The organism is Streptomyces sp. NPDC005955, from assembly GCF_042871255.1.
In the GTDB taxonomy this organism is placed as follows: Bacteria; Actinomycetota; Actinomycetes; order Streptomycetales; family Streptomycetaceae; genus Streptomyces.
In genome coordinates this window covers 179,598-201,140 of record NZ_JBIAIF010000001.1, presented here as the reverse complement: position 1 = coordinate 201,140, position 21,543 = coordinate 179,598, and the positions used below count along the sequence as shown (strand labels likewise).

Sequence of the window (21,543 nt, the reverse complement as noted above, 5' to 3'; positions counted from 1 at the left end):
GGGGTAGTTTTTACAAGGGCCCCGCCCCCCCGCCCCCCGCCCCCTAGTGATACCTTCTCACCCCCGGCGGGGGGGGCGCACCCCACCCCCGCCCCCCCCGCCACCGGTCCGTCCGCATACGTTCGTCCCGCTGCGGGCCGCCGAACGACGGCGGCTCCCCAACGGGAACCGGGGGTGTGCTCGTGCGGATCGGATTGTTCGCCGAGGGGGGCTCCCCCTCACCGAATGGTGAGGGGCGGCTCCGCTGTGACCTGCCGGCTCCGCTCCGGTCCATGCCCGAGCCGGCGCCCGGGACGGTGCCCGAGCAGGGTTTCGGGGCGGCCGGGGGTGTACCGGGGCGCAGGGCGCGCCGACGGGTCGTCGAGTGCCACGGGTCGTTGTTCGGTGCGCTGTGTGCGCCGGGGGCGCCGGCTCCCGGGGGCGCCCCGGGTGGTGCGTGGATCCAGGGGGCGCCCGGCAGGTGGAGTGCGCGGGGCGCGGGATCGACCGGTTCCCGCGCGGTTTCCCCCACCGGCTCGGCAACCGTGCCCTCGGACGGGCCCGCCGACGCTCCGATAGGCAGCTCCGCCCTTCTGGAGGACCGTTTCGTCACTGCCGTGCCCGGGCTCGCCGCCCTCGCCCGTGACACCCCCCGCGCCCCGGCGCTCACCACCGCGCACCGCTGTTCGTGGGCCGGCAGCGCCCTCGGGGGCGCACACCGTGCGCCCGGCGCCCCGGCGGCTCCCCGCAGCGTCCGTGGCGCCCGCGGCGTCCGTAGCGCCCGTTGTCTCGGGGGCCCCGCCCTTCCGCCCGTCGCGACCCCCGTCGCCGGTGCCCCGCGCGCCCGCGTCGCCGGACGGTCCGCGCCCGGCGGCACCGGGGACGTGGGCCCGGGCCACACGCTCACCCCGAGCCGCGCGGCCCGCACCGAACCGCTGGCCCGGCGGCCGTGCCCCCCTCTCGTCATCGAGCAGGACGTCACGGCATTTCACGGCATTTACCGAGTGACCCGAGTGACGACGCCCCCGCACCGGCACCGGAGGCGCCGCATGACGCCCTAGCCCCCGTGCGCCCCCACGCCCCCGTCCCCACCCGTCCCCACCCCCACCCCACCCCATGCTCCACACCCCACGCTCCACCCCCCACCCGCTCCACCCCCCACACCTCCCGCGTGGCCGACACCGCGGGCGTTCCAGTACGGCACCACCCCTGAAGGAGAAAGCGAGATGACCACCCTCCGATCCGGAGACCGCGTTCCTGGAGGCGCCCGATGAGAGTGCTGCTGATCGGAGCCGGCGGGTACATCGGCCGCTTCGTCGCCGACCGGCTCATCGCCGACCCGGCCGTACAGCTCACCGCCCTCGGCCGCGGCGACGACGCCGATGTGCGCTTCGACCTCGCCACGGGCAGTCCGGGCGCGCTCACCCGGTTCCTCGACGCCGTCCACCCCGGAGTCGTCATCAACTGCGCGGGCGCCACCCGGGGCGGCGCCCGCGAGTTGATCCGGCACAACACCGTCGCCGTCGCCACCGTCTGCGAGGCCCTGCGCCGCAGCGGGTGCGGGGCACGGCTCGTCCAGATCGGGTGCGGTGCCGAGTACGGCCCCAGCCAGCCCGGTTCCTCGACCGCCGAGGACGCCGTGCCGCGCCCCGGCGGCCCCTACGGCGTCAGCAAGCTGGCGGCCACCGAACTCGTCCTCGGCTCCGGCCTCGACGCCGTCGTCCTGCGGGTCTTCTCACCCGCCGGTCCCGGCACCCCCGCGGGCTCGCCGCTGGGGCGGCTCGCGGAGGCCATGCGCCGGGCCATGCAGTCCGGTGACGGCGAGCTGAAGCTCGGCGGTCTCGGGGCGCAGCGCGACTTCGTGGACGTGCGTGACGTGGCGCGGGCGGTGCACGCGGCCTCCCTGTCGGCCGCGCAGGGCGTCGTCAACATCGGGTCCGGCCGCGCCGTGCGCCTGCGCGACGCCGCCGCCGTCCTCGCCCGGGTCGCCGGCTACGGGGGCGCGCTGCACGAACTCGACACCTCGGCCGGACCGCTGCGGGCCGCCCTCGGGCACCCGCGCCCCGACCCGGACCACGTGTCCCCGGCGGCCCACCCCTACCCGGACGGCTGCGGCAGTTGGCAGCAGGCCGACGTCCGCACCGCGCGCGACCGGCTCGGTTGGCGTCCCCGCATCAATCTGGAGGAGTCCCTCGCCGACATCTGGATGGAGGCGGCGTGCCGTATCTGACCCGCGCGCTGCGGGGCGCCACCGGGACGGGCACCGGACCGGGCGTCGGCGCACCGGGCCCCGCGCACCCCCTGCTCGCGTCCGAGGACTGGCACGCGCTCACCCGGACCGCGGATCCGCTGCACTGGGTCGTCCTCGACGTCGCGGGCGGCCCCGGGGACCGCCCCGACCCGCAGTGCCTGGACGCCGTCGGACGGCTCACCAACGCGGGCGTCCGGGTACTGGGCCACCTCGACCTCGACCGGGGGCGCGGCGCCCTCCCGGCCCTGCTCGACCAGGCCCGGCGCTACCGCGACTGGTACCGGGTGGGCGGCTTCTACCTCGGTGGCTGCCCCGTCGACCACAGCAGCCTCCGGGCGGTCCGACGCACGGTGAGCAGTGTGCGGGCCCTGCTGGAGGACCCGCACGTCGTCCTCGGTCAGGGGCGTCACCCGCACCACGGGTACGCGGCGGTCGCCGACCAACTGGTCACCTTCACCGGCTCGTGGTGCGACTACCGTTGGTCGCAGGTCGCCGAGTGGACCGCGGACCATCCGCCGGAACGCTTCTGCCACCTCGTCCACGGGGTGCCGCGCAGCCATCTGGACGAGGCGTTGCGCATCGCCCGCTGGCAGGGGGCGGGCACCGTCTGGTTCACCGACCGCACCGATCGCGGGGGCGCCGCCGACCCCTGGGAGGGCATGCCCGGTTACTGGGACGAGTTCGTCTCGCGGATCGGAACAGGTGTCTCGGAATGACGGAGTGCGTGGCAGTGTTACACGCAGAACAACCTTCCGATATACCGACCAACGGAGTCCCCGTGTCGCTGCCACCCCTGGTAGAGCCCGCTTCTGAGCTCACTGTCGACGAGGTCCGCAGGTACTCCCGCCACCTGATCATCCCGGATGTCGGGATGGCCGGGCAGAAGCGGCTGAAGAACGCCAAGGTGCTCGCCGTCGGCGCCGGCGGTCTCGGGTCGCCGGCGTTGATGTACCTGGCGGCAGCGGGTGTGGGCACCCTAGGAATCGTGGAGTTCGACGAGGTCGACGAGTCGAACCTCCAGCGCCAGATCATCCACAGCCAGGCGGACATCGGCCGGTCCAAGGCCGAGTCGGCCCGGGACAGCGTCAAGGGCATCAACCCGTACGTCGAGGTCGTCCTGCACGAAGAGCGGCTCGAAGCCGACAACGTGATGGACATCTTCAGCCAGTACGACCTGATCGTGGACGGCACGGACAACTTCGCCACCCGCTATCTCGTCAACGACGCGTGCGTGCTCCTCAACAAGCCGTACGTGTGGGGCTCCATCTACCGCTTCGACGGTCAGGCCTCGGTCTTCTGGAGCGAGCACGGTCCCTGCTACCGCTGCCTCTACCCCGAGCCCCCGCCGCCGGGCATGGTGCCCTCCTGCGCCGAGGGCGGTGTCCTCGGTGTGCTGTGCGCCTCGATCGGCTCCATCCAGGTCACCGAGGCCATCAAGGTCCTCACGGGCACGGGCGAGCCCCTGGTCGGCCGCCTCATGATCTACGACGCCCTGGAGATGCAGTACCGCCAGGTGAAGATCCGCAAGGACCCGAACTGCGCGGTCTGCGGTGACAACCCCACGGTCACCGAACTCATCGACTACGAGGCGTTCTGCGGCGTGGTCTCCGAGGAGGCCCAGGAGGCGGCGGCCGGCTCGACCATCACTCCCAAGCAGCTCAAGGAGTGGATGGACGAGGGCGAGAACATCGAGGTCATCGATGTCCGTGAGCCCGGCGAGTACGAAATCGTCTCCATCCCCGGCGCCAAGCTGATCCCGAAGAACGAGTTCCTCATGGGCTCCGCCCTGGAGAGCCTGCCGCAGGACCGCAAGATCGTCCTGCACTGCAAGACGGGCATCCGCAGCGCGGAGGTCCTCGCCGTCCTGAAGGCGGCCGGTTTCTCGGACGCCGTCCACGTCGGTGGCGGTGTCATCGGCTGGGTCCACCAGATCGAGCCCAGCAAGCCGGTCTACTGACCGTCAGCGCACTGCGCTCACGACCACCGGGTCCCCGTGCCTCCGGGCACGGGGACCCGTCGTGTGCGGGGCGCCGGGTGCGCGGTTCGCTGGCACCCGGCGCGGTCCACCGGTCCACCGGTGGACCGGTCAGACCGGTGGACCGGTCAGGAGCAGACCTTGCCGTCCTTCGGTGCCCGGCCGTCGAGCAGATAGGCGTCGACCGCGCCGTCCACGCAGTCACTGCCGTTGCCGTACGCCCCGTGCCCCTCGCCCTTCCAGGTCATCAGGACGCCGACGCCCTCACCGAGCCCGTCCGCCATCCGGCCCGCGCCCTCGTAGGGCGTCGCCGGGTCGCCGGTGTTGCCGATGACCAGGATGGGAGCCGCGCCCGGGGCGCTCACCTCGGAGCGCTCCTGAAGACCCGGCACCGGCCACTGGTGACACCACCCGGCCGTGTCCCAGCCCAGGAACTCCCCGAACACCGGTGATATCTCCCGGAACTCCGCCAGTGAGGCGCGCGCCTGCTCCGGGGTCGTGCGGTCCTTGGAGTCGCGGCAGGAGATCGCCCGCTGGGAGTGGCTCTGGGTGCTGTAGCCCCCGGCCTCGTCCCGCTCGTTGTAGGCGTCGGCCAGGGCGAGCAGCGCGCTGCCGTCGCCGTCCTCCGCGGCCTCCAGGGCTTCGGTGAGCGCCGGCCACGACTGCTCGCTGTAGAGCGTGATGACGATGCCGATGGTCGCCAGGGTCTGGGTCAGCTCGCGGTCGCCGGAGGTGGGCAGCGGCTCCGCGTCGATGCGCTCCAGCAGGTCTGCTATGGCTCGGCTGCCTTCCGCGGGGTCCTGGCCCTGGTCCTTCAGGTAGTTGTCCAGGGCGCGTTGGAAGCCCCGGGTCTGGTTCTTCGCCTGGGCGACGCCGTCCGCGGTGGGGTCCACCACCGCGTCGAAGACCAGTCGTCCCACCCGGCCCGGGAACAGGTGCGCGTAGGCGCCGCCGAGCTGGGTGCCGTACGAGATGCCGAAGTAGTGGAGCGCGTCGTCCCCGAGGACGTGGCGCATCAGGTCCATGTCCCGTGCGGTGTTGTCGGTCGACAGATGGGCCAGCAGCTCCCCGGCGCCGCGCTCGCACCCCGCGGCGAAGTCCGCCGCGTCCGCCAGGAACGCCCGCTCCTCCGTGCCGCCGTCGGGGCTGAGGTCGACCTCCTCCGCGGCCTGGATCGCCTCGTCGGTGCGACAGCGCACGCCCTCGCTGTCGCCGACCCCGCGCGGATCGAAGCTGACCAGGTCGTACCGCTTCTGGAGGCGGTCGTACTCGGGGGCGAAGGAGGGCAGCATGGAGATGCCGGAGCCGCCGGGCCCGCCGAAGTTGAAGACGAGGGAGCCGATGCGCGAGCCCTCGTCCTTCGCGCCCGCGCGGATGAGGGCGATGTCGATCGTCTTGCCGTCGGGCTTCGTGTAGTCCAACGGGACCTTCAGGTCGGCGCAGCGCCAGGAGTCGTCGGGGGCCTCGCCGTCTGCACCGGCCTCGCACGCGCCCCAGGACAGCCGCTGCTCGGTCAGCGAGGCGGGGAGTCCGCCACCCGCGGTGTCCGACGGGGCGGGGGCGGGGGAACGCGACGCGGTGCGGTCGCCGGGCGGATCGTCCGCACCGTCGGAACCGCTACTGCACCCCGCGATCATCACGACGGCGGCGAGCAGCGCCGCCGACCGTACGTACCGTGCCATGACCTTCCCCCTCCACGAACTGTCCCGCCATAGTAGGCAGGCCCGGCCGCTCCCCGTCGGAGCCTGTGGACAACTCCTGACGCGCTCTCGTCAACCCGGGTTCCGGGCCGTCAACCCGGGGTCCCGGCGCGGGCGCCCCGGCTCCCGGCGCGGCTCCCGGGGCGGTCGTCGGCCCGGGTCAGCGACACACCGTCCCCTTCCGCGGGACCTTGCCGTCCAGCAGGTAGCCGTCCACCGCCCCGCGCACGCAGCCGTTCCCGCTGTCGTACGCCCCGTGCCCCTGGCCCTCGTAGGTGAGCTCCACGCCCACGTCCCCGCCGAGCGCGTCCACCATCTTCCGGGTGCCCTCGTAGGGGGTGGCCGGGTCGCCGGTGTTGCCGACGACCAGGATCGGCGCGGAGCCGGGCGCACTGACGTCCGGGTGGTCGGCGGCGCCCGGGACGGCCCAGTCGGTGCAGGTGACCATGGACCAGGCGAGGAAGTCGCCGAACACCGGGGACGCGGCGCGGAACGCGGGCAGCCGTGCTTCGACGTCCCCCGGCGCGTACCGCGGTGCGTCGTCGGCGCAATTGATCGCCACGTTCGCGGCCTGGACGTTGCTGTAGTGGCCGTCCTCGCCCCGCCCGTTCATCGCGTCGGACAGGGCCATCAGGATCTTGCCGTCCCCGTCGTACGCCTGTTCCAGCCCCTCCGTCAGGTACTCCCAGAAGTCCGGTGAGTACAGGGACTGGGCGATGCCGCCGGTGGCGGCCGTCTGGGTCAGCTGGCGGGGGAACACCCCGGGCAACGGCCTGGTCTCCAGGTCCCGCAGGAGCGCGGCGATGCGGTCCTTGACGTCCTCGGCGGTGTCGCCGACCGGGCAGTCCTCGACCTGGGACACGCAGTGTTCGGCGTAGTTGTCGAGGGCCAGTTGGAAGCCCCGGGTCTGCCCGAGGGCGCCCTGTTCCGGGTCCTGGGTCGGGTCGACCACCGCGTCGAACACCGCCCTGCCGACCTTCGTGGGGAACAGGTGCGCGTACACCCCGCCCAGTTCGGTGCCGTACGAGATGCCGAAGTAGTGCAGCCGGTCGTCGCCGAGCACCTGACGCATCAACTCCAGGTCACGGGCGGCGTCCGTGGTGCGCACATGGGGGAGCGTCCGGCCCGACCTGTCCTCGCAGGCCGCGTTGAAGGCCCGGGTGTTCGCCACGAGCTGCCGCTGTTCGGCGGCGTCGTCGGGGGTCGCGTCCTGCTGGAAGTACTCGTCGAGCTGCTCGTCGTCCTCGCAGATCACGCCCGCGCTGCGGCCCACCCCGCGGGGGTCGAAGCTGACCAGGTCGTAACGCGTGCGCAGCTTCTCGTACTCGTTCTCGAACGCGGGCAGGGTCGTCACCCCGGAGCCGCCCGGACCCCCGAAGTTGAAGATCAGGGAACCGATCCGGCGGTCGTCCGGTCCGCTGGTCCGGGCCCGGATCAGGGCGATGCCGATGGTGTCCCCCTTCGGATCGTCCCAGTCGAGGGGGGCCTTCAGGGTGGCGCACTGCCAGAGTTCGCCGTCGGGGAGCGGCGAGGGCGCCGGGCCGCCGCCCTCCGCCTGCGTCGGCTTGGGGCAGTCGGCCCACTGGAGTTCCTGCGCCACCGGGTCGTCCGGGGAGCCGTCGTCGCCGGCGCACGCCACGGCCGATGCGGCCAGCAGGGCGACGGAGGCGGCCAGGGCGGCGGCCCGCCGGGGGAGGGGCTTCGGCATGTCCCCATCCTGTGGCCCCGGCGCGCGGGGCGCGCGGGCCGTGAGCCGTGCGGGTGACCGGCCGCCGGCCCACGCCCTCACGCTCCCGCGGGGAGGCGGTCGGACACGCGGCCCTACAGGGCGCCCTTGCGGGTGAGGTGGTTGAAGAACAACCAGCCCGGCAGCACCGGCAGCCACAGCGTCAACAGCCGGTACAGCAGCACGGCCGGGGCGGCGACCTCCTTGGGCAGCCCGACCGCGATCAGACCGACCGTGAGCGTCGCCTCCACCGCGCCCACCCCGCCCGGGGTCGGTGCCGCCGAGCCGAGCGCGTTGCCCGCGAGGAACACCACCGCCACGCTCGCCAGGCTCAGTGAGGTGGTCTCGTCGCCGAACGCCCGGATGGACGCGTCCAGACACATCACGAAGCAGGCGGTCAGCAGCAGCATCCCGCCGATCCCGGTGATGAGCTTCTGCGGGCGCTGGAGCACGTCCAGCATGCGCGGCACCACCCCCGCGAACAGCGAGCGCACCCGGGTCACGACGAACTTCCGCAGGAACGGGATCGAGGTGACCACCAGGACCAGCACGGCGACCGTCAACAGCCCCGCGATGACCGTCCGCGACGGGGACAGGGACGGCGTCTTCTCGGTGCCCGTCAGGTACCCGAAGGCCAGCAGCAGCAGGATGTGCGAGCCGAGCCCGAACAACTGCGAAGCGCCGACGCTCGCCACCGCGAGCCCCGGACGGACCCCCGAGCGCTGGAGGAACCGGGTGTTGAGCGCCACTCCGCCGACGGCCGCCGGAGCCACCAACTTCACGAACGAACCGGCGACCTGCGCGGACACCGTGCGCAGGAAGGGCACCCGCTCCGGTACGAACCCGAGCAGGCTCATCGCGGCGGCGAAGTAGCTCAGCGCCGAGAACAGCGCGGCGGCGGCGACCCACCCCCACTCGGCCTCCTCGATCAGGGTCCCGAACTCGATGTGGGTGAGCTGCGACAACAGGAAGTAGGCGCCGATCGCGCCCGCGATGAAACTGATCAGGGTGCGGGGCCGGATGCGTTCCAGCCGGGCCGGTTCCACGGGGGCCTGCGGACGGATGAGCAGCACCTGGTGACGGATCTGGGTGAGCAGGTCCTCCTCGCGGGCCTCCTCCAGCGCGTCGTCGATGGCCCGTTTCTCCGCCTGCTTCTCGGCGCGCACCGCCTTCTTGTCGCCCGCCGGGCGCACGACGGCGCTCCCCGGGGCCGGCCCGGACCCGCCCGCGCCCCGGGCCTTCCCGGTCCCGCCGGCGGCGCCGGCCGTGACCCCGGTCGCCCCGGCCGCGGCGCCTGCCGTTCCCGGGGCGCCCGCTGCCTCCGGCGCATCTGCCGTGCCCGTGGTGCCCGTGGTGCCTGCGGAGCCAGTGGTCCCGGCGGTGTCCGCCGGGCCGGCTGTGTCCCCTGCGATCCCTGCGATCCCTGCGATCCCTGCGTCCGCTGTGTCCCCTGTGTCGGCGAGTCGCTCCTGCTTCGCCTTGCGGGACGCCTCCAGCACGGCTTCCCGCTCCCGCTGCGCACGTTCCCTGGCCAGCTTGCGCAAGGTGCCGCGGGTCGCGCGGGTCAGGGCGATCGGCTGGAGCAGCGGCAGACAGTCCGCCACCAGGTCCGGCCCCAGCACGGCCACCGCCGAGGCCACCGACCGCTCGGCACCCACCCGCAGCCCCAGGGTCGTCAACAACTGGGCGACGTCCATCCGCAGCACCAGGTCGCCCGCCGCGATCTCGCCGCCCCGCAGATCGGTGAGGATCACCGTGCCGGAACGATCCACCAGGATCGCGTCGCCCGCCAGCCTGCGGTGCGCGATCCGACGCGACTGGAGCGCCTGCACCTGCCGCCAGGTGTCGTGCAGCAGCCCGTCCGTGACGTCGTCGTCGGGCAACGAGTCGAAGCTCCGCCCGCCGGTGTGCTCGTACACCAGCATCACCGCGTCCGGGCCCAGCTCCGACGTGGCGATCAACTTGGGCGCGTTGGCGCCCGCCGCGATCGCCGCGTACGCGATCAGCGCCTCCTGCTCCAACGCCTGGCGCAGCGACTGGAGACTGCGGCGCGTGGTGATGCCCCGCAGGGTCACCCGCCGCCACACCCGGTAGAAGAACCCCTGGGCCTGCTGTTCCCGGTCCACCACCGTCACGTCGAGCGGGGGACCGTCCTCCAGGGTGACGCAGTACCGCCGGCCCCGGTCACCGCTGTCGGCGCTGTCCGGGGCACCCTCCTCGCGGGCCGCGCTCACCGGGTGGAAGCCCACCCTGCGCAGCCCCGCCAGGAGCGTCTGCCCGGTGGGTCGCACGTTCGGGGAACCCACCGCGTACAGCGTCCCGTAGGCGATGGTCCAGCCGATGAGGATCGTCAGGATGATCGAGAACGGGGTGGTGTAACCGGTGACGAGCATCGCGAACGCGTCGAGCAGCAGCACCACCCACAGCACGACCCGCCAGCGCGGCCGGCGCGACATCCCCACCGCGGTCATGTACGCGATCACGGGGGCCAGATAGCCGTGCACCGGGTCGGTGAGCGCGTGGATGTCCGCGGGGGACGGTCGGGTCAGCGCGTCCTGGATCGACTGCGGCGCCGCCTGGGCGACCCACAGGTCCGTGGCGAGCGTCACCCCGTGCGCCAGGACCGCCGCCAGGACCCCGTCGGCGATCCGCAGCCCGTCCCGTTTGATCAACCGCTCCACGGCGAAGGCCACCGGGACCAGCAGCACCGCGATGCTCGACGCCAACCCCGCGAACTTGATCAGCAGGTCGGGGGCGTCCTCGGTGCCCTTGCTGATGTCCTGCTCCAGGCCCGACGTCGTCCCGTGCGCGAACGTCGCGATCGCCAGCACCACCGCGATCGCCAGCACCCCGCTGAGCAGCCGCATCAGGTCGGACGGCCGGTGCACCCGCGCGGGCAGCAGCGGTTCGTCGCCCTCCACCTCGTCGACGTAGGACCCCGGCGGGCCGATCGCCTCCGTCAACTCGTCGGGGTCCGCGGGACCCTCAGGAGTGACGGTCACGGGGTCCGCACCGGCCGGCACCGGCACCGGCGCGCGCCGCTCGGCACCCGGCCCGTCCGGCCCGGGTGCTCCCGCGCCGGCGGGCGCGGTCTCGTCGGAATCCTCGTGCGCCTTCAGGGGCTGCTCTCCGGTGTCAGGGCGCGTCGACGCACCAGGGATGCCCGCTCCATCGGGTTCCATGCCCTGTCGCTCCGCCGCGCCTTCTTGTTCTCGTATCACCAGTCACCGCCCGCATGATCCTGGCATGCCCTCCCGGCAGAGCGGGGCATCAGGGTGCGATACGGCGGTGCCGGTGCCTCCTCACCCGCCTTCCTCGGGCGCCCCGCGCGGACCGCCGCGCGCCCTTCGTCCTGTCGGTGGTGTGGGGCAGGATAGGACGGATGAGCGAGGAGAGCCGTCCCGCGGACGGACCGTCCGAACACCCCGGTCACCCCGAGTACGCCGAGCGGGTCTTCGAAGTGGCCGAGCTGATCCCGCCCGGCCGCGTGCTGACGTACGGCGACGTCGCCGAATGGCTGGAGACGGGCGGCCCCCGTCAGGTCGGCCGGGTCATGGCGCTGTACGGCGGAGCGGTGCCCTGGTGGCGCGTGGTGCGTGCGGACGGCGTACTGCTCCCGGGGCACGAACGCGAGGCGCTGGGCCACTACCGCGCGGAGGGCACCCCGCTGCGCACGGCGGGCGGCTCCTCCGGAAGCCAGCTGCCGCGGCTCGACATGCGGCGCGCCCGATGGGACGGACGAACCGAGACATGACACGCACCACACGACGACCCGACGCACACCGGCAAGCTTCCGCCACGCGACCCCCGAACGGGCGACGGACCGCCGCAGCAGTACGGGACCGGACCGCCGGAACGCGCCGGGACCGGCCCGACCGCGGGGACCGCCCCCGGCCCGCTCCCGCCCCTGCCGCCCCGCGCCGGGCCCGTACCGCGTAGCGTCCGGGGTACCCGGCGGGCCGTCACCCGCCGGCAGGCGCCCACCGCCCACCGCGCACCACCGCGCCCCCATCAGCACGACCACCAGGACCGGCGACCCACGTGAGCTTCCCCTCCTCCACCAGACGCCCGCCGCACCCCCGTGCGCGGCCGGGGAGCCCCGGCGCGTACCGGCTCGTGCGCACCGCGCGGGCTCCGGTGGACTCCCCTCGTCTGGACGCAGGCCAGCGCGCGGTGGTTGACCACGGGAAGGGCCCGATGCTCGTCCTCGCCGGGCCCGGCACCGGCAAGACCACGACCCTCGTCGAAGCGGTCGCCGCCCGCCTGGCCCGCGGCGCCGACCCCGCACGCGTCCTGGTGCTCACCTTCAGCCGCAAGGCCGCCGTCGAACTGCGCGACCGGATGGCCCTGCGCATCGGCGCCGCCCGCGCCCCGCAGGCGACCACGTTCCACTCCTTCTGCTACGCCCTCGTCCGCGCCCACCAGGACGCCGACCTGTTCGTCGAGCCCCTGCGCCTGCTGTCCGGCCCCGAGCAGGACGTCACCGTGCGGGAACTGCTCGCCGGACAGATCGACCTCGAACGCGCCGGACTGCGCCACGTGCGCTGGCCCGACGAACTGCGCGCCTGCCTGACCACCCGGGGCTTCGCCGACGAGGTGCGCGCCGTCATCGCCCGCACCCGGGAACTGGGCCTCGCCCCCCGCGCCCTCGGGGACTTCGCCGCCCGCACCGGCCGCCCCGACTGGGGTGCCGCGGCCGCGTTCCTCGCCGACTACCTGGACGTCCTCGACCTCCAGGGCGTCCTCGACTACACCGAACTCGTCCACCGTGCCGTCCTCCTCGCCCGTCGCCCCGAGGTCGCGTCCGCCCTGGCCGGACAGTACGACGCGGTGTACGTCGACGAGTACCAGGACACCGATCCGGCGCAAGTACGCCTCCTGGACGCGCTCGCCGGCGGCGGGCGCACCCTCGTCGCCCTCGGCGACCCCGACCAGTCGATCTACGCGTTCCGGGGCGCCGACGTGAACGGCATCCTCGACTTCCCCACGACCTTCCGGCACCCGGACGGCACCCCGGCGCGCGTGGCCGTGCTCGGCACCTCCCGCCGCTCCGGTGCCGACCTGCTCGCCGCGACCCGCCGGCTCACCCAACGCATGCCGCTCACCCGGCTCCCCGCCGAGCGGGTCCGCGCCCACCGGGAGCTCACCGCCGCCCGGGACGGCGGGCGGGTCGAGGCGTACACCTACCCGACGCCGGGTACGGAGCTGGACAACATCGCCGACGTCCTGCGCCGCGCGCACCTGGAGGACGGGGTGCCCTGGCGGGACATGGCCGTCCTCGTGCGCTCGGGCGGGCGCACCATCCCGTCGCTGCGCCGCGCCCTCACGTCCGCGGGGGTGCCCCTCGACATCGACGGCGACGACCTGCCGTTGCGGCACGAGCCCGCGGTGGCGCCGCTGCTGATGGCCCTCAAGGCGGTCGCCGAGGCGACCCTCGCCGGGCCCGCGAGGTCGGGCCCGCCCACGGGTTCGGCTGCGCCCGCCGGTGCGCCCGACGATCCTGCTGACACGCCCGACGGCTCTGTCGGCACCCCCGACGGTCCTGCTGGCACCTCTGACGGACCCGTCAGCCCGTCCGACGGTCCCGTCGAAAGCTCCGGGGGCGCCATCGGAGGCGCCCCCGAAGGCACCACAGGGAACACCCCCGCGCACACCCCCGCGCACGTCCTCGCGCCCGCCCCCGGGACCCTCCCTGCGAACCCCTCCTGGCTGGACACCGAGACCGCGCTCACCCTCCTCGCCTCACCCCTCGCCGGCATGGACACCGCCGACCTGCGACGCCTCGGCCGGGCCCTGCGCGCCGAGGAACGCGCCGCCGGGAACCCGCTGCCCGAAGCCTCCGACGTCCTCCTCACCCGGGCGCTCGCCGAACCCGAACGCCTCACCGCGCACGACCCGTCCTACGCACGCGGCGCACAGCGCCTGGGCGCACTGCTGCGCACCGCCCGCAAACGCCTCGCGGACGGCGGGACCGCCGAGGAAGCCCTGTGGGACCTGTGGCAGGGCACCTCCTGGCCCCAGCGCCTGGAACGGTCCGCCCGGCGCGGCGGCGCCGCCGGACGCAACGCGGACCGTGACCTCGACGCCGTCTGCGCCCTCTTCGCCGCCGCGGCCCGCGCCGAACAACGCACCGGCGGGCGCGGCGCCCTCAACTTCCTCGCCGAGACCGAAGCCGCCGACATCGCCGCCGACACCCTCACCCGGCGCGCCGTCCGCCCCGACGCGGTGCGCCTGATGACCGCCCACCGGTCCAAGGGCCTGGAGTGGCGACTCGTCGTCGTCGCCGGCGTCCAGGAGGGGCTCTGGCCCGACCTGCGGCGCCGCGGCTCGCTGCTGGAGGCCGACCGCATCGGCCGGGACGGGCTCGCCGAACCGCTCTCCCCGGGCGCCCTGCTCGCCGAGGAACGCCGCCTCTTCTACGTGGCCGCCACCCGCGCCCGCGAACGCCTCGTCGTCACCGCCGTGAAGGCCCCGGCCGACGACGGCGACCAACCGTCCCGCTTCCTGGCGGAACTCGGCGTCGAACCCCGGGACGTCACCGGCCGCCCGCGCCGCCCGCTGGCCGTCGCCGCGCTCGTCGCGGAACTGCGCGCCACCACCGTCGACCCGAACGCCTCCGCCGCACTGCGGGAGGCCGCCGCCGGGCGCCTCGCCGAACTCGCCGCACTCGACGACGGCGAGGGCCGCCCCCTGGTGCCCGCCGCCCACCCCCACCGCTGGTGGGGCATGGACGACCCCACCGAGAGCAGGGTCCCGCTCCGCGACCGCTCCCACCCGGTGGCCCTGTCGGGCAGCGCCCTCGACCAGCTCGCGAACACCTGCGCCCTCCAGTGGTTCCTGGGCCGCGAGGTGAAGGCCGACGCCCCCGCCACCGCCGCCCAGGGCTTCGGCAACGTGGTGCACGTGCTCGCCGACGAGGTCGCCTCCGGACGCACCCCCGCCGACCTCGCCGTCCTGATGGAACGCCTCGACTCGGTGTGGGACGCGCTCGCCTTCGACGCGCCCTGGAAGTCCGCCCAGGAGAAGGAACACGCACGGGCGGCACTCGAACGCTTCCTGCACTGGCACGTCACCGACCGCGCCGGGCGCACCGCCGTCGCCAGCGAACAGGACTTCGACGTGACCCTGGCGGCCGGCTCCTTCGAGGTGCGCATCCGCGGGTCCGTGGACCGCGTCGAACGCGACGGCGAGGGCCGCGCCTACGTCGTCGACTTCAAGACCGGCAAGCACGCCCCCTCCGCGGCGGAGGTCGCCCGCCACCCCCAGCTCGCCGTCTACCAGCTCGCCGTCACGGAGGGCGCGGTCGACGACGCCTTCGACGGGGAGCGCCCCGAGCCGGGCGGCGCGGAACTCGTCCACCTGCGGCAGGGCGCCGCCCGCCGGGACGGCGGGGACGAGGTGCCCAAGGTCCAGGCCCAGGAACCGCTGGCCGGACAGTGGATCGGCGACCTCCTCGCCACCGCCGCCGGCAAGGTCCTCGACGAACGGTTCTCGCCCACCACCGGCCAACACTGCGGGCACTGCGCGTTCCGCGCCTCGTGCAGCGCCCGCCCCGAGGGACGCCACGTCATCGACTGACCGCAGGGCCCGTACCCACGTCACCCCACGGCCGTACGGCCACCCGACCCGGTGACGACGACGGGCACCTCGGGTCCGCGGAGGCGCGTTGCCGGGACCGCCGGCCGGCCCGGAATGTCACCGTCCCCGGTTAGCCTCGTCCGTGTGCCCGCACGCATCACCGACCCCGAGCAGCTGAAGCAACTCCTCGGCATCCCGTTCACCCCGGAGCAGACGGCCTGCATCATCGCGCCGCCCGCCCCGCAGGTCATCGTGGCCGGAGCCGGATCGGGCAAGACCACCGTCATGGCCGCCCGCGTGGTGTGGCTCGTCGGCACCGGGCAGGTCGCCCCCGAACAGGTCCTCGGACTGACCTTCACCAACAAGGCCGCCGGCGAACTCGCCGAACGCGTCCGCAAGGCCCTCCTCGCGGCCGGTGTCACCGACCCCGACACCATCGACCCGGACGATCCCCCGGGCGAACCCGTCATCTCCACGTACCACGCCTTCGCCGGCCGACTCCTCACCGACCACGGACTGCGCATCGGCCTGGAACCCACCACCCGGCTCCTCGCCGACGCCACCCGCTTCCAGCTCGCCGCCCGCGTCCTGCGCGAAGCCCCCGGCCCCTACCCGGCGCTCACCCGGTCCTTCCCCGACCTCGTCAGCGACCTCCTGGCCCTCGACGCCGACCTCGCCGAACACCTGGTGCGCCCCGAAGACCTCCGCGCCCACGACGCCGAACTGCTGCGCGCCCTGGACGGCGCCCCCCTGACCAACCCCGACCTGCGCAAGGTCCCCGAGGCCGCCGCCGCCCGCCGCAACCTCGCCGCCCTCGTCCAGCGCTACCGCGAGGCCAAACGCAGCCGGGACCTCCTCGACTTCGGCGACCAGATCGCCCTGTCCGCCGCCCTCGCCCGCACCCGCCCCGAAGTCAGCGGCATCCTGCGCGACGAGTTCCGCGTCGTCCTCCTCGACGAGTACCAGGACACCTCCGTCGCCCAGCGCATCCTGCTCTCCGGGCTCTTCGGCAACGGCACCGGCCACCCCGTCACCGCCGTCGGCGACCCCTGCCAGGCGATCTACGGCTGGCGCGGCGCGTCCGTCGCCAACCTCGACGACTTCCCCCGACACTTCGGCCACGCCGACGGCACCCCCGCCACCCGCCACGCCCTCAGCGAGAACCGCCGCAGCGGAGGGCGCCTCCTCGACCTCGCCAACGACCTGGCGACCCCCCTGCGCGCCCTCCACGCCGGCGTGGAAGCCCTGCGCCCCGCCCCGGGCGCCGAACGCGAGGGCACGGTCCGCTGCGCCCTGCTCGGCACCCACGCCGAAGAGCTCGACTGGCTCGCCGACTCCCTCGCCCACCTGGTGCGCACCGGCACCCCGCCCGGTGAGATCGCGGTGCTGTGCCGCACCGCCGCCGACTTCGCCGACATCCAGGGCGCCCTCGTCGCCCGGGACGTCCCCGTCGAGGTCGTCGGCCTGTCCGGACTGCTGCACCTGCCCGAGGTCGCCGACCTCGTCGCCGTCTGCGAAGTCCTCCAGGACCCCGGCGCCAACGCCTCTCTGGTCCGCCTGCTCACCGGACCCCGCTGGCGCATCGGCCCCCGCGACCTCGCCCTGTTGGGGCGCCGCGCCCGGCTCCTCGTCCGCCACGCCCACCCCGCCGACGAAGGCGCCGACGGCGACCTCGACCGACGGCTCGCCGCAGCCGTCGAAGGGGTCGACCCGGCCGAGGTGGTGTCCCTCGCCGACGCGCTCGACACCTTCCTGGAACAACCCGCCGACTCCGGCGACGACGGACTGCCGTTCTCGCCCGCCGCCCGCGTCCGCTTCGCCCGCCTCGCCGCCGAACTGCGCGATCTGCGGCGCTCCCTCGCCGACCCCCTGATGGACGTGCTGCACCGGGTCCTCGCCACCACCGGCCTGGAGGTCGAACTGTCGGCGTCCCCCCACGCACTGGCCGCCCGCCGCCGCGAGACCCTCGCCAACTTCCTCGACACGGCCGCCTCCTTCGCCGCCCACGACAACGACGCCACGCTCCTCGCCTTCCTCGGCTTCCTGCGCACCGCCGCCCAGTACGAGAAGGGCCTCGACAACGCCCTGCCCGGCGGCGAGAACACCGTCAAGGTGCTCACCGCCCACAAGTCCAAGGGCCTCGAATGGGACGTCGTCGCCGTCCCCGGGCTGGTCCGCGGCACCTTCCCCAGCGCCCAGGGCCGCGACAAGTGGACCGCCCAGGGCAAGGTCCTCCCGCACCCCCTGCGCGGCGACGCGGACACCCTGCCCGAGGTCGTCTCCTGGGACGCGCGCGGCCTCAAGGCGTTCCACGAGGACATGAAGGACCACCAGCACACCGAGGAACTACGCCTCGGCTACGTCACCTTCACCCGCCCCCGGTCCCTGCTCCTCGGCTCCGGCCACTGGTGGGGACCCACCCAGAAGCGCACCCGCGGCCCGTCGGACTTCCTCCGCGCCCTCCACGACCACTGCGCCGCCGGCCACGGCGAGATCGAGACCTGGGCCGACCGCCCCGGACCGGAGGACGAGAACCCGGCGCTCCGGGCGGCCACCGCCGACCACGCCTGGCCGCTGCCGCTCGACCCCGACGCGCTCGCCCGCCGCCGGGCCGCCGCCGACGTCGTCCTCGGCCACCTCGACCGGCTCACCGGCACCCGCGCGCCCCACGCCCGCCGCTCCGACGCCCCGGTCCACGGCGACGACGGCCGCGTGCCCGCGCACGACCCGGCGCCCGGCTACGACACCGCGCCCGCGTACGACCCCGCGCCCGGCTACGACCCCGAGTGGCCGCCGCCCCCCGACGACCCCGAGGACGAGGCGCACCACCCCGTCGGGGAGGACTCCGCCGACTGGGAGGCGTGGAGCCACGACCGCCCCACCCCGCACCCGCACGCCCCCACCCCCGCGATCCCGCACGCCCGCACGCCCCACCCACCGCCCGCGCCCCACCCACCGCCCGCCGCCGAGCGACCGACCGCCGCGGACCTCACCCCCGAGGAGGCCCGCGCCATCGCCTCCTGGGACCGCGACCTCACCGCCCTCACCGGGGAACTGCTGCGCGCCCGGCAGAGCGTCACCGACGTCCCGCTGCCCCCCTCCCTGACCGCCTCCCAACTCCTCCACCTCGCCGCCGACCCCGACGGCTTCGCCCAGGAACTCGCCCGGCCCATGCCGCGCCCCCCGCAGCCCGCCGCCCGCCGCGGCACCCGCTTCCACGCCTGGGTCGAAACCCGCTTCGAAGCGCTGCGCCTGCCCCTGCTCGACCCCGACGACCTCCCCGGCAGCGACGCCGAGATCGACGACGAACACGACCTGGAAGCCCTGAAGGACGCCTTCGAGCGCACCCCCTACGCCCGGCGCACCCCGTACCGGGTGGAGGCCCCCTTCCAACTGGAACTCGCCGGCCGCGTCGTCCGGGGCCGCATCGACGCCGTCTACCGGGACGACGACGGCGACCGCACCACGTACGAGATCGTCGACTGGAAGACCGGCCGGGGCCACCACGCCGACCCGCTGCAACTCGCCGTCTACCGACTCGCCTGGGCCGAGCGGCAGGGCGTCCCCCCGGAGTCGGTGACGGCGACCTTCCTGTACGTGCGCAGCGGCGAGACCGTGCGCCCCGCGCACCTGCCCGGCCGCGCCGAACTGGAACGACTCCTCACCGGCGACGACGACGGCACCGGGCGCCCACCGGCCCCCGGGGAACCAGCGGACGGGACCACCTCGCGAGGCGGTTAGGCTCAAGGCCATGAGCAAGCCCGTTGACAGTGCCGTCAGCGCCGTCAGTGCCGTCAGTGCCGTCCGCGCATACGTCCAGAACCATCGCGACGCCTTCCTCGCCGACCTCGGCGACTGGCTGCGGATCCCGTCCGTCTCGGCCCAGCCCGAGCACGCCGCGGACGTGCGACGCAGCGCCGACTGGCTCGCCGCCGCCCTGAAGGACACCGGGTTCCCGACCGTCGAGGTCTGGGACACCCCCGGCGCCCCCGCCGTCTTCGCCGACTGGCCGTCCGACGACCCGGACGCCCCCACCGTCCTCGTCTACGGCCACCACGACGTCCAGCCCGCCGCCCGCGAGGACGGCTGGCGGACCGACCCCTTCGAACCGGTGGTCCTGGACGGCCGGCTGTACGCGCGCGGCGCCGCCGACGACAAGGGACAGGTGTTCTTCCACACCCTCGGCGTCCGCGCCCACCTCGCCGCCACCGGCCGCACCGCGCCCGCCGTCCACCTCAAGCTGCTGGTCGAGGGCGAGGAGGAGTCCGGCTCTCCGCACTTCCGCGCCCTGGTCGAGGAGCGCGCCGCCCGGCTCACCGCCGACGCCGTGATCGTCTCCGACACCGGCATGTGGTCCGCCGACACGCCCACCGTGTGCACCGGCATGCGGGGCCTCGCCGACTGCGAGATCGAACTGTTCGGACCCGACCAGGACATCCACTCCGGGTCCTTCGGCGGCGCCGTGCCCAACCCGGCGACCGCCGCGGCCCGCCTCGTCGCGGCCCTCCACGACGAGCACGCCCGGGTCACCGTCCCCGGCTTCTACGACGGCGTCCAGGAGCTGACCGACCGCGAACGGGAACTCTTCGCCGAACTCCCCTTCGACGAGGCCGAGTGGCTGCGCACCGCGAAGTCGCACGCCACCCGCGGCGAGGCCGGCTACACCACCCTGGAACGCCTGTGGGCCCGCCCGACCGCCGAGGTCAACGGCATCGGCGGCGGCTACCAGGGCCCCGGCGGCAAGACGATCATCCCCGCGCGGGCGATGCTGAAGCTGTCGTTCCGGCTGGTCGCCGGCCAGGACCCGGACCGCGTCGAGGAAGCCGTCCGCAGCTGGGTCGCCGACCAGCTCCCCGCCGGCATCCGCCACGACATCGTCTTCGGCGCGGCGACCCGCCCCTGCCTCACCCCGCTCGACCACCCCGCCCTCCGGTCGGTGACCCGGGCCATGGCCCGCGCCTTCGACACCGACGTCCGCTACACCCGCGAGGGCGGCTCCGGACCCGCCGCCGACCTGAGGGACGTCCTCGGCGCCCCGGTGCTGTTCCTCGGCATCTCGGTGCCCTCCGACGGCTGGCACGCCCCCGACGAGAAGGTCGAACTGGACCTGCTGTTCAAGGGCGTGGAAACCGCGGCCCACCTGTGGGACGACCTCGCCGAGAGCTGGCGCGGTGCCCGCTGAGCCCCCGCCCGCCCGGACGGGCCACCCTCCGGGCGGCACCCCGGGGCACACTGGTGGGACCACCCCCCACCACCGCCGGGCCGCGCCTCCCACCGTCGCCCGCCGTCCGCCTCGCTGAACCCGCCGACACATCCGCATCCCCGGGGGAGATGGAAGCACCTGTGACCACCTGGACCGAGCGCAACGCCGATCACCCGCTGCCGCTGACCGCGCCGAGCGGCATCGACCGCGCCGCCCACCAGCGCCTCGACGAAGCGTGGCTCGCCGCTGCCTGGAGCCACCCCACGACCAGGGTCTTCGTGGTGTCCGGGGGGCAGGTCCTCATCGACGAGACTCCGGACGGCCACACCGAACTGGTGATGACCCCGACCTTCGAAGCCCCCCTCACCGAAGCCCACCGCTACTTCCTCGGCACCGACGAGGACGGCGTGCGGTACTTCGCCCTCCAGAAGGACACCCTGCCGGGCCGCCTCGACCAGTCGGCGCGCGCGGCGGGCCTGCGGGAGGCGGGCCACCTGCTGTCCCCCCGTGACGTCGGTCTCATGGTGCACGCCGTCGCCCTGGAGAACTGGCAGCGGATGCACCGCTTCTGCTCCCGCTGCGGCGAACGCACCGTCATCGCCGCCGCCGGCCACATCCGCCGCTGCCCCGCCTGCGGCGCCGAGCACTACCCGCGCACCGACCCCGCCGTGATCATGCTGGTGACGGACGACGAGGACCGGGTGCTCCTCGGCCGCCAGGTGCACTGGCCCGAGGGCCGCTTCTCGACCCTCGCCGGGTTCGTGGAGCCCGGGGAGTCCATCGAGCAGTCGGTGCGGCGCGAGGTCCGCGAGGAGGTCGGCGTCACCGTCGGCGAGGTCGGTTACGTCGCGAGCCAGCCGTGGCCCTTCCCGTCCAGCCTGATGCTGGGCTTCTTCGCCCGGGCCACGACGACCGAGATCGACGTGGACGGCGACGAGATCTCGGAGGCCCGCTGGTTCTCCCGGGACGAACTCGGCGCGGCCTTCGACGCCGGTGAGGTGCTGCCCCCGTACGGGATCTCGATCGCGTCCCGGTTGATCGAACTCTGGTACGGCAAGCCCCTGCCCAAGCAGGGCCCCGCCATCTGACCCCGCAGCCCCGCTGCCCCTGCGGCATGACGAAGGCTCCCCC

11 protein-coding genes are annotated in these 21,543 nt (G+C 74.3%); 8 read left to right on the top strand and 3 right to left on the bottom strand.

Annotated elements, in window-relative coordinates; all coding sequences use genetic code 11:
* Window positions 1-1,249: 1,249 nt before the first annotated feature.
* The 3 genes from ACFYOU_RS00800 to moeZ all read left to right on the top strand — a co-directional run bounded on the left by ACFYOU_RS00800 (window position 1,250) and on the right by moeZ (window position 4,187).
* Window positions 1,250-2,209 (top strand): NAD-dependent epimerase/dehydratase family protein, encoded by a 960-nt coding sequence (locus tag ACFYOU_RS00800; protein WP_385494578.1) that lies wholly within the window; start codon window positions 1,250-1,252, stop codon window positions 2,207-2,209.
* Entirely contained in the window at window positions 2,197-2,946 is a 750-nt protein-coding gene (locus ACFYOU_RS00795) for a spherulation-specific family 4 protein (protein ID WP_391302432.1), read from the top strand. Before ACFYOU_RS00800 ends, ACFYOU_RS00795 begins: the two co-directional genes overlap by 13 nt.
* 62 nt (window positions 2,947-3,008) lie before the next feature.
* On the top strand, window positions 3,009-4,187 hold the full coding sequence (gene moeZ, locus ACFYOU_RS00790) for an adenylyltransferase/sulfurtransferase MoeZ (protein WP_389765190.1): 1,179 nt from the start codon (window positions 3,009-3,011) through the stop codon (window positions 4,185-4,187).
* Window positions 4,188-4,333: 146 nt separating this feature from the next.
* Here moeZ and ACFYOU_RS00785 read toward each other — a convergent pair whose 3' ends face one another.
* The 3 genes from ACFYOU_RS00785 to ACFYOU_RS00775 all read right to left on the bottom strand — a co-directional run bounded on the left by ACFYOU_RS00785 (window position 4,334) and on the right by ACFYOU_RS00775 (window position 10,813).
* The gene (locus ACFYOU_RS00785; RefSeq protein WP_391302429.1) at window positions 4,334-5,887 is read right to left on the bottom strand and encodes an alpha/beta fold hydrolase; all 1,554 of its coding nucleotides are present in this window, start codon (window positions 5,885-5,887) and stop codon (window positions 4,334-4,336) included.
* A gap of 178 nt (window positions 5,888-6,065) precedes the next feature.
* Entirely contained in the window at window positions 6,066-7,613 is a 1,548-nt protein-coding gene (locus tag ACFYOU_RS00780; protein ID WP_391302427.1) for an alpha/beta fold hydrolase, read from the bottom strand.
* A gap of 113 nt (window positions 7,614-7,726) precedes the next feature.
* On the bottom strand, window positions 7,727-10,813 hold the full coding sequence (locus ACFYOU_RS00775) for a lysylphosphatidylglycerol synthase domain-containing protein (protein ID WP_391302424.1): 3,087 nt from the start codon (window positions 10,811-10,813) through the stop codon (window positions 7,727-7,729).
* A 200-nt stretch (window positions 10,814-11,013) separates the two neighbouring features.
* Here ACFYOU_RS00775 and ACFYOU_RS00770 point away from each other — a divergent pair, with 200 nt between their 5' ends.
* From ACFYOU_RS00770 to nudC, 5 genes are all read left to right on the top strand, one after another.
* On the top strand, window positions 11,014-11,385 hold the full coding sequence (locus ACFYOU_RS00770) for an MGMT family protein (RefSeq protein WP_391302422.1): 372 nt from the start codon (window positions 11,014-11,016) through the stop codon (window positions 11,383-11,385).
* 287 nt (window positions 11,386-11,672) lie between these two features.
* Window positions 11,673-15,209, top strand: coding sequence for a UvrD-helicase domain-containing protein (locus ACFYOU_RS00765; RefSeq protein ID WP_391302420.1), 3,537 nt, complete (start codon window positions 11,673-11,675; stop codon window positions 15,207-15,209).
* Between the two features lie 144 nt (window positions 15,210-15,353).
* Window positions 15,354-18,950 carry a UvrD-helicase domain-containing protein gene (locus ACFYOU_RS00760; protein ID WP_391302418.1) on the top strand — a complete coding sequence of 1,199 codons (3,597 nt, stop codon included), beginning with the start codon at window positions 15,354-15,356 and terminating at the stop codon, window positions 18,948-18,950.
* 10 nt (window positions 18,951-18,960) lie between these two features.
* Window positions 18,961-20,391 (top strand): dipeptidase, encoded by a 1,431-nt coding sequence (locus ACFYOU_RS00755; RefSeq protein ID WP_391302416.1) that lies wholly within the window; start codon window positions 18,961-18,963, stop codon window positions 20,389-20,391.
* A 149-nt stretch (window positions 20,392-20,540) separates the two neighbouring features.
* Window positions 20,541-21,500, top strand: a complete 960-nt coding sequence (nudC, locus tag ACFYOU_RS00750) for an NAD(+) diphosphatase (RefSeq protein ID WP_391302414.1) — start codon at window positions 20,541-20,543, stop codon at window positions 21,498-21,500.
* Window positions 21,501-21,543 lie beyond the last annotated feature (43 nt).

Coding starts and splice junctions, on each gene's coding strand:
- ACFYOU_RS00785 (WP_391302429.1), bottom strand. CDS start 5,887: ATGGCACGGTACGTACGGTCGGCGGCGCTGCTCGCCGCCGTCGTGATG.
- ACFYOU_RS00755 (WP_391302416.1), top strand. CDS start 18,961: ATGAGCAAGCCCGTTGACAGTGCCGTCAGCGCCGTCAGTGCCGTCAGT.
- nudC (WP_391302414.1), top strand. CDS start 20,541: ATGGAAGCACCTGTGACCACCTGGACCGAGCGCAACGCCGATCACCCG.
- ACFYOU_RS00775 (WP_391302424.1), bottom strand. CDS start 10,813: ATGGAACCCGATGGAGCGGGCATCCCTGGTGCGTCGACGCGCCCTGAC.
- ACFYOU_RS00770 (WP_391302422.1), top strand. CDS start 11,014: ATGAGCGAGGAGAGCCGTCCCGCGGACGGACCGTCCGAACACCCCGGT.
- ACFYOU_RS00780 (WP_391302427.1), bottom strand. CDS start 7,613: ATGCCGAAGCCCCTCCCCCGGCGGGCCGCCGCCCTGGCCGCCTCCGTC.
- ACFYOU_RS00800 (WP_385494578.1), top strand. CDS start 1,250: ATGAGAGTGCTGCTGATCGGAGCCGGCGGGTACATCGGCCGCTTCGTC.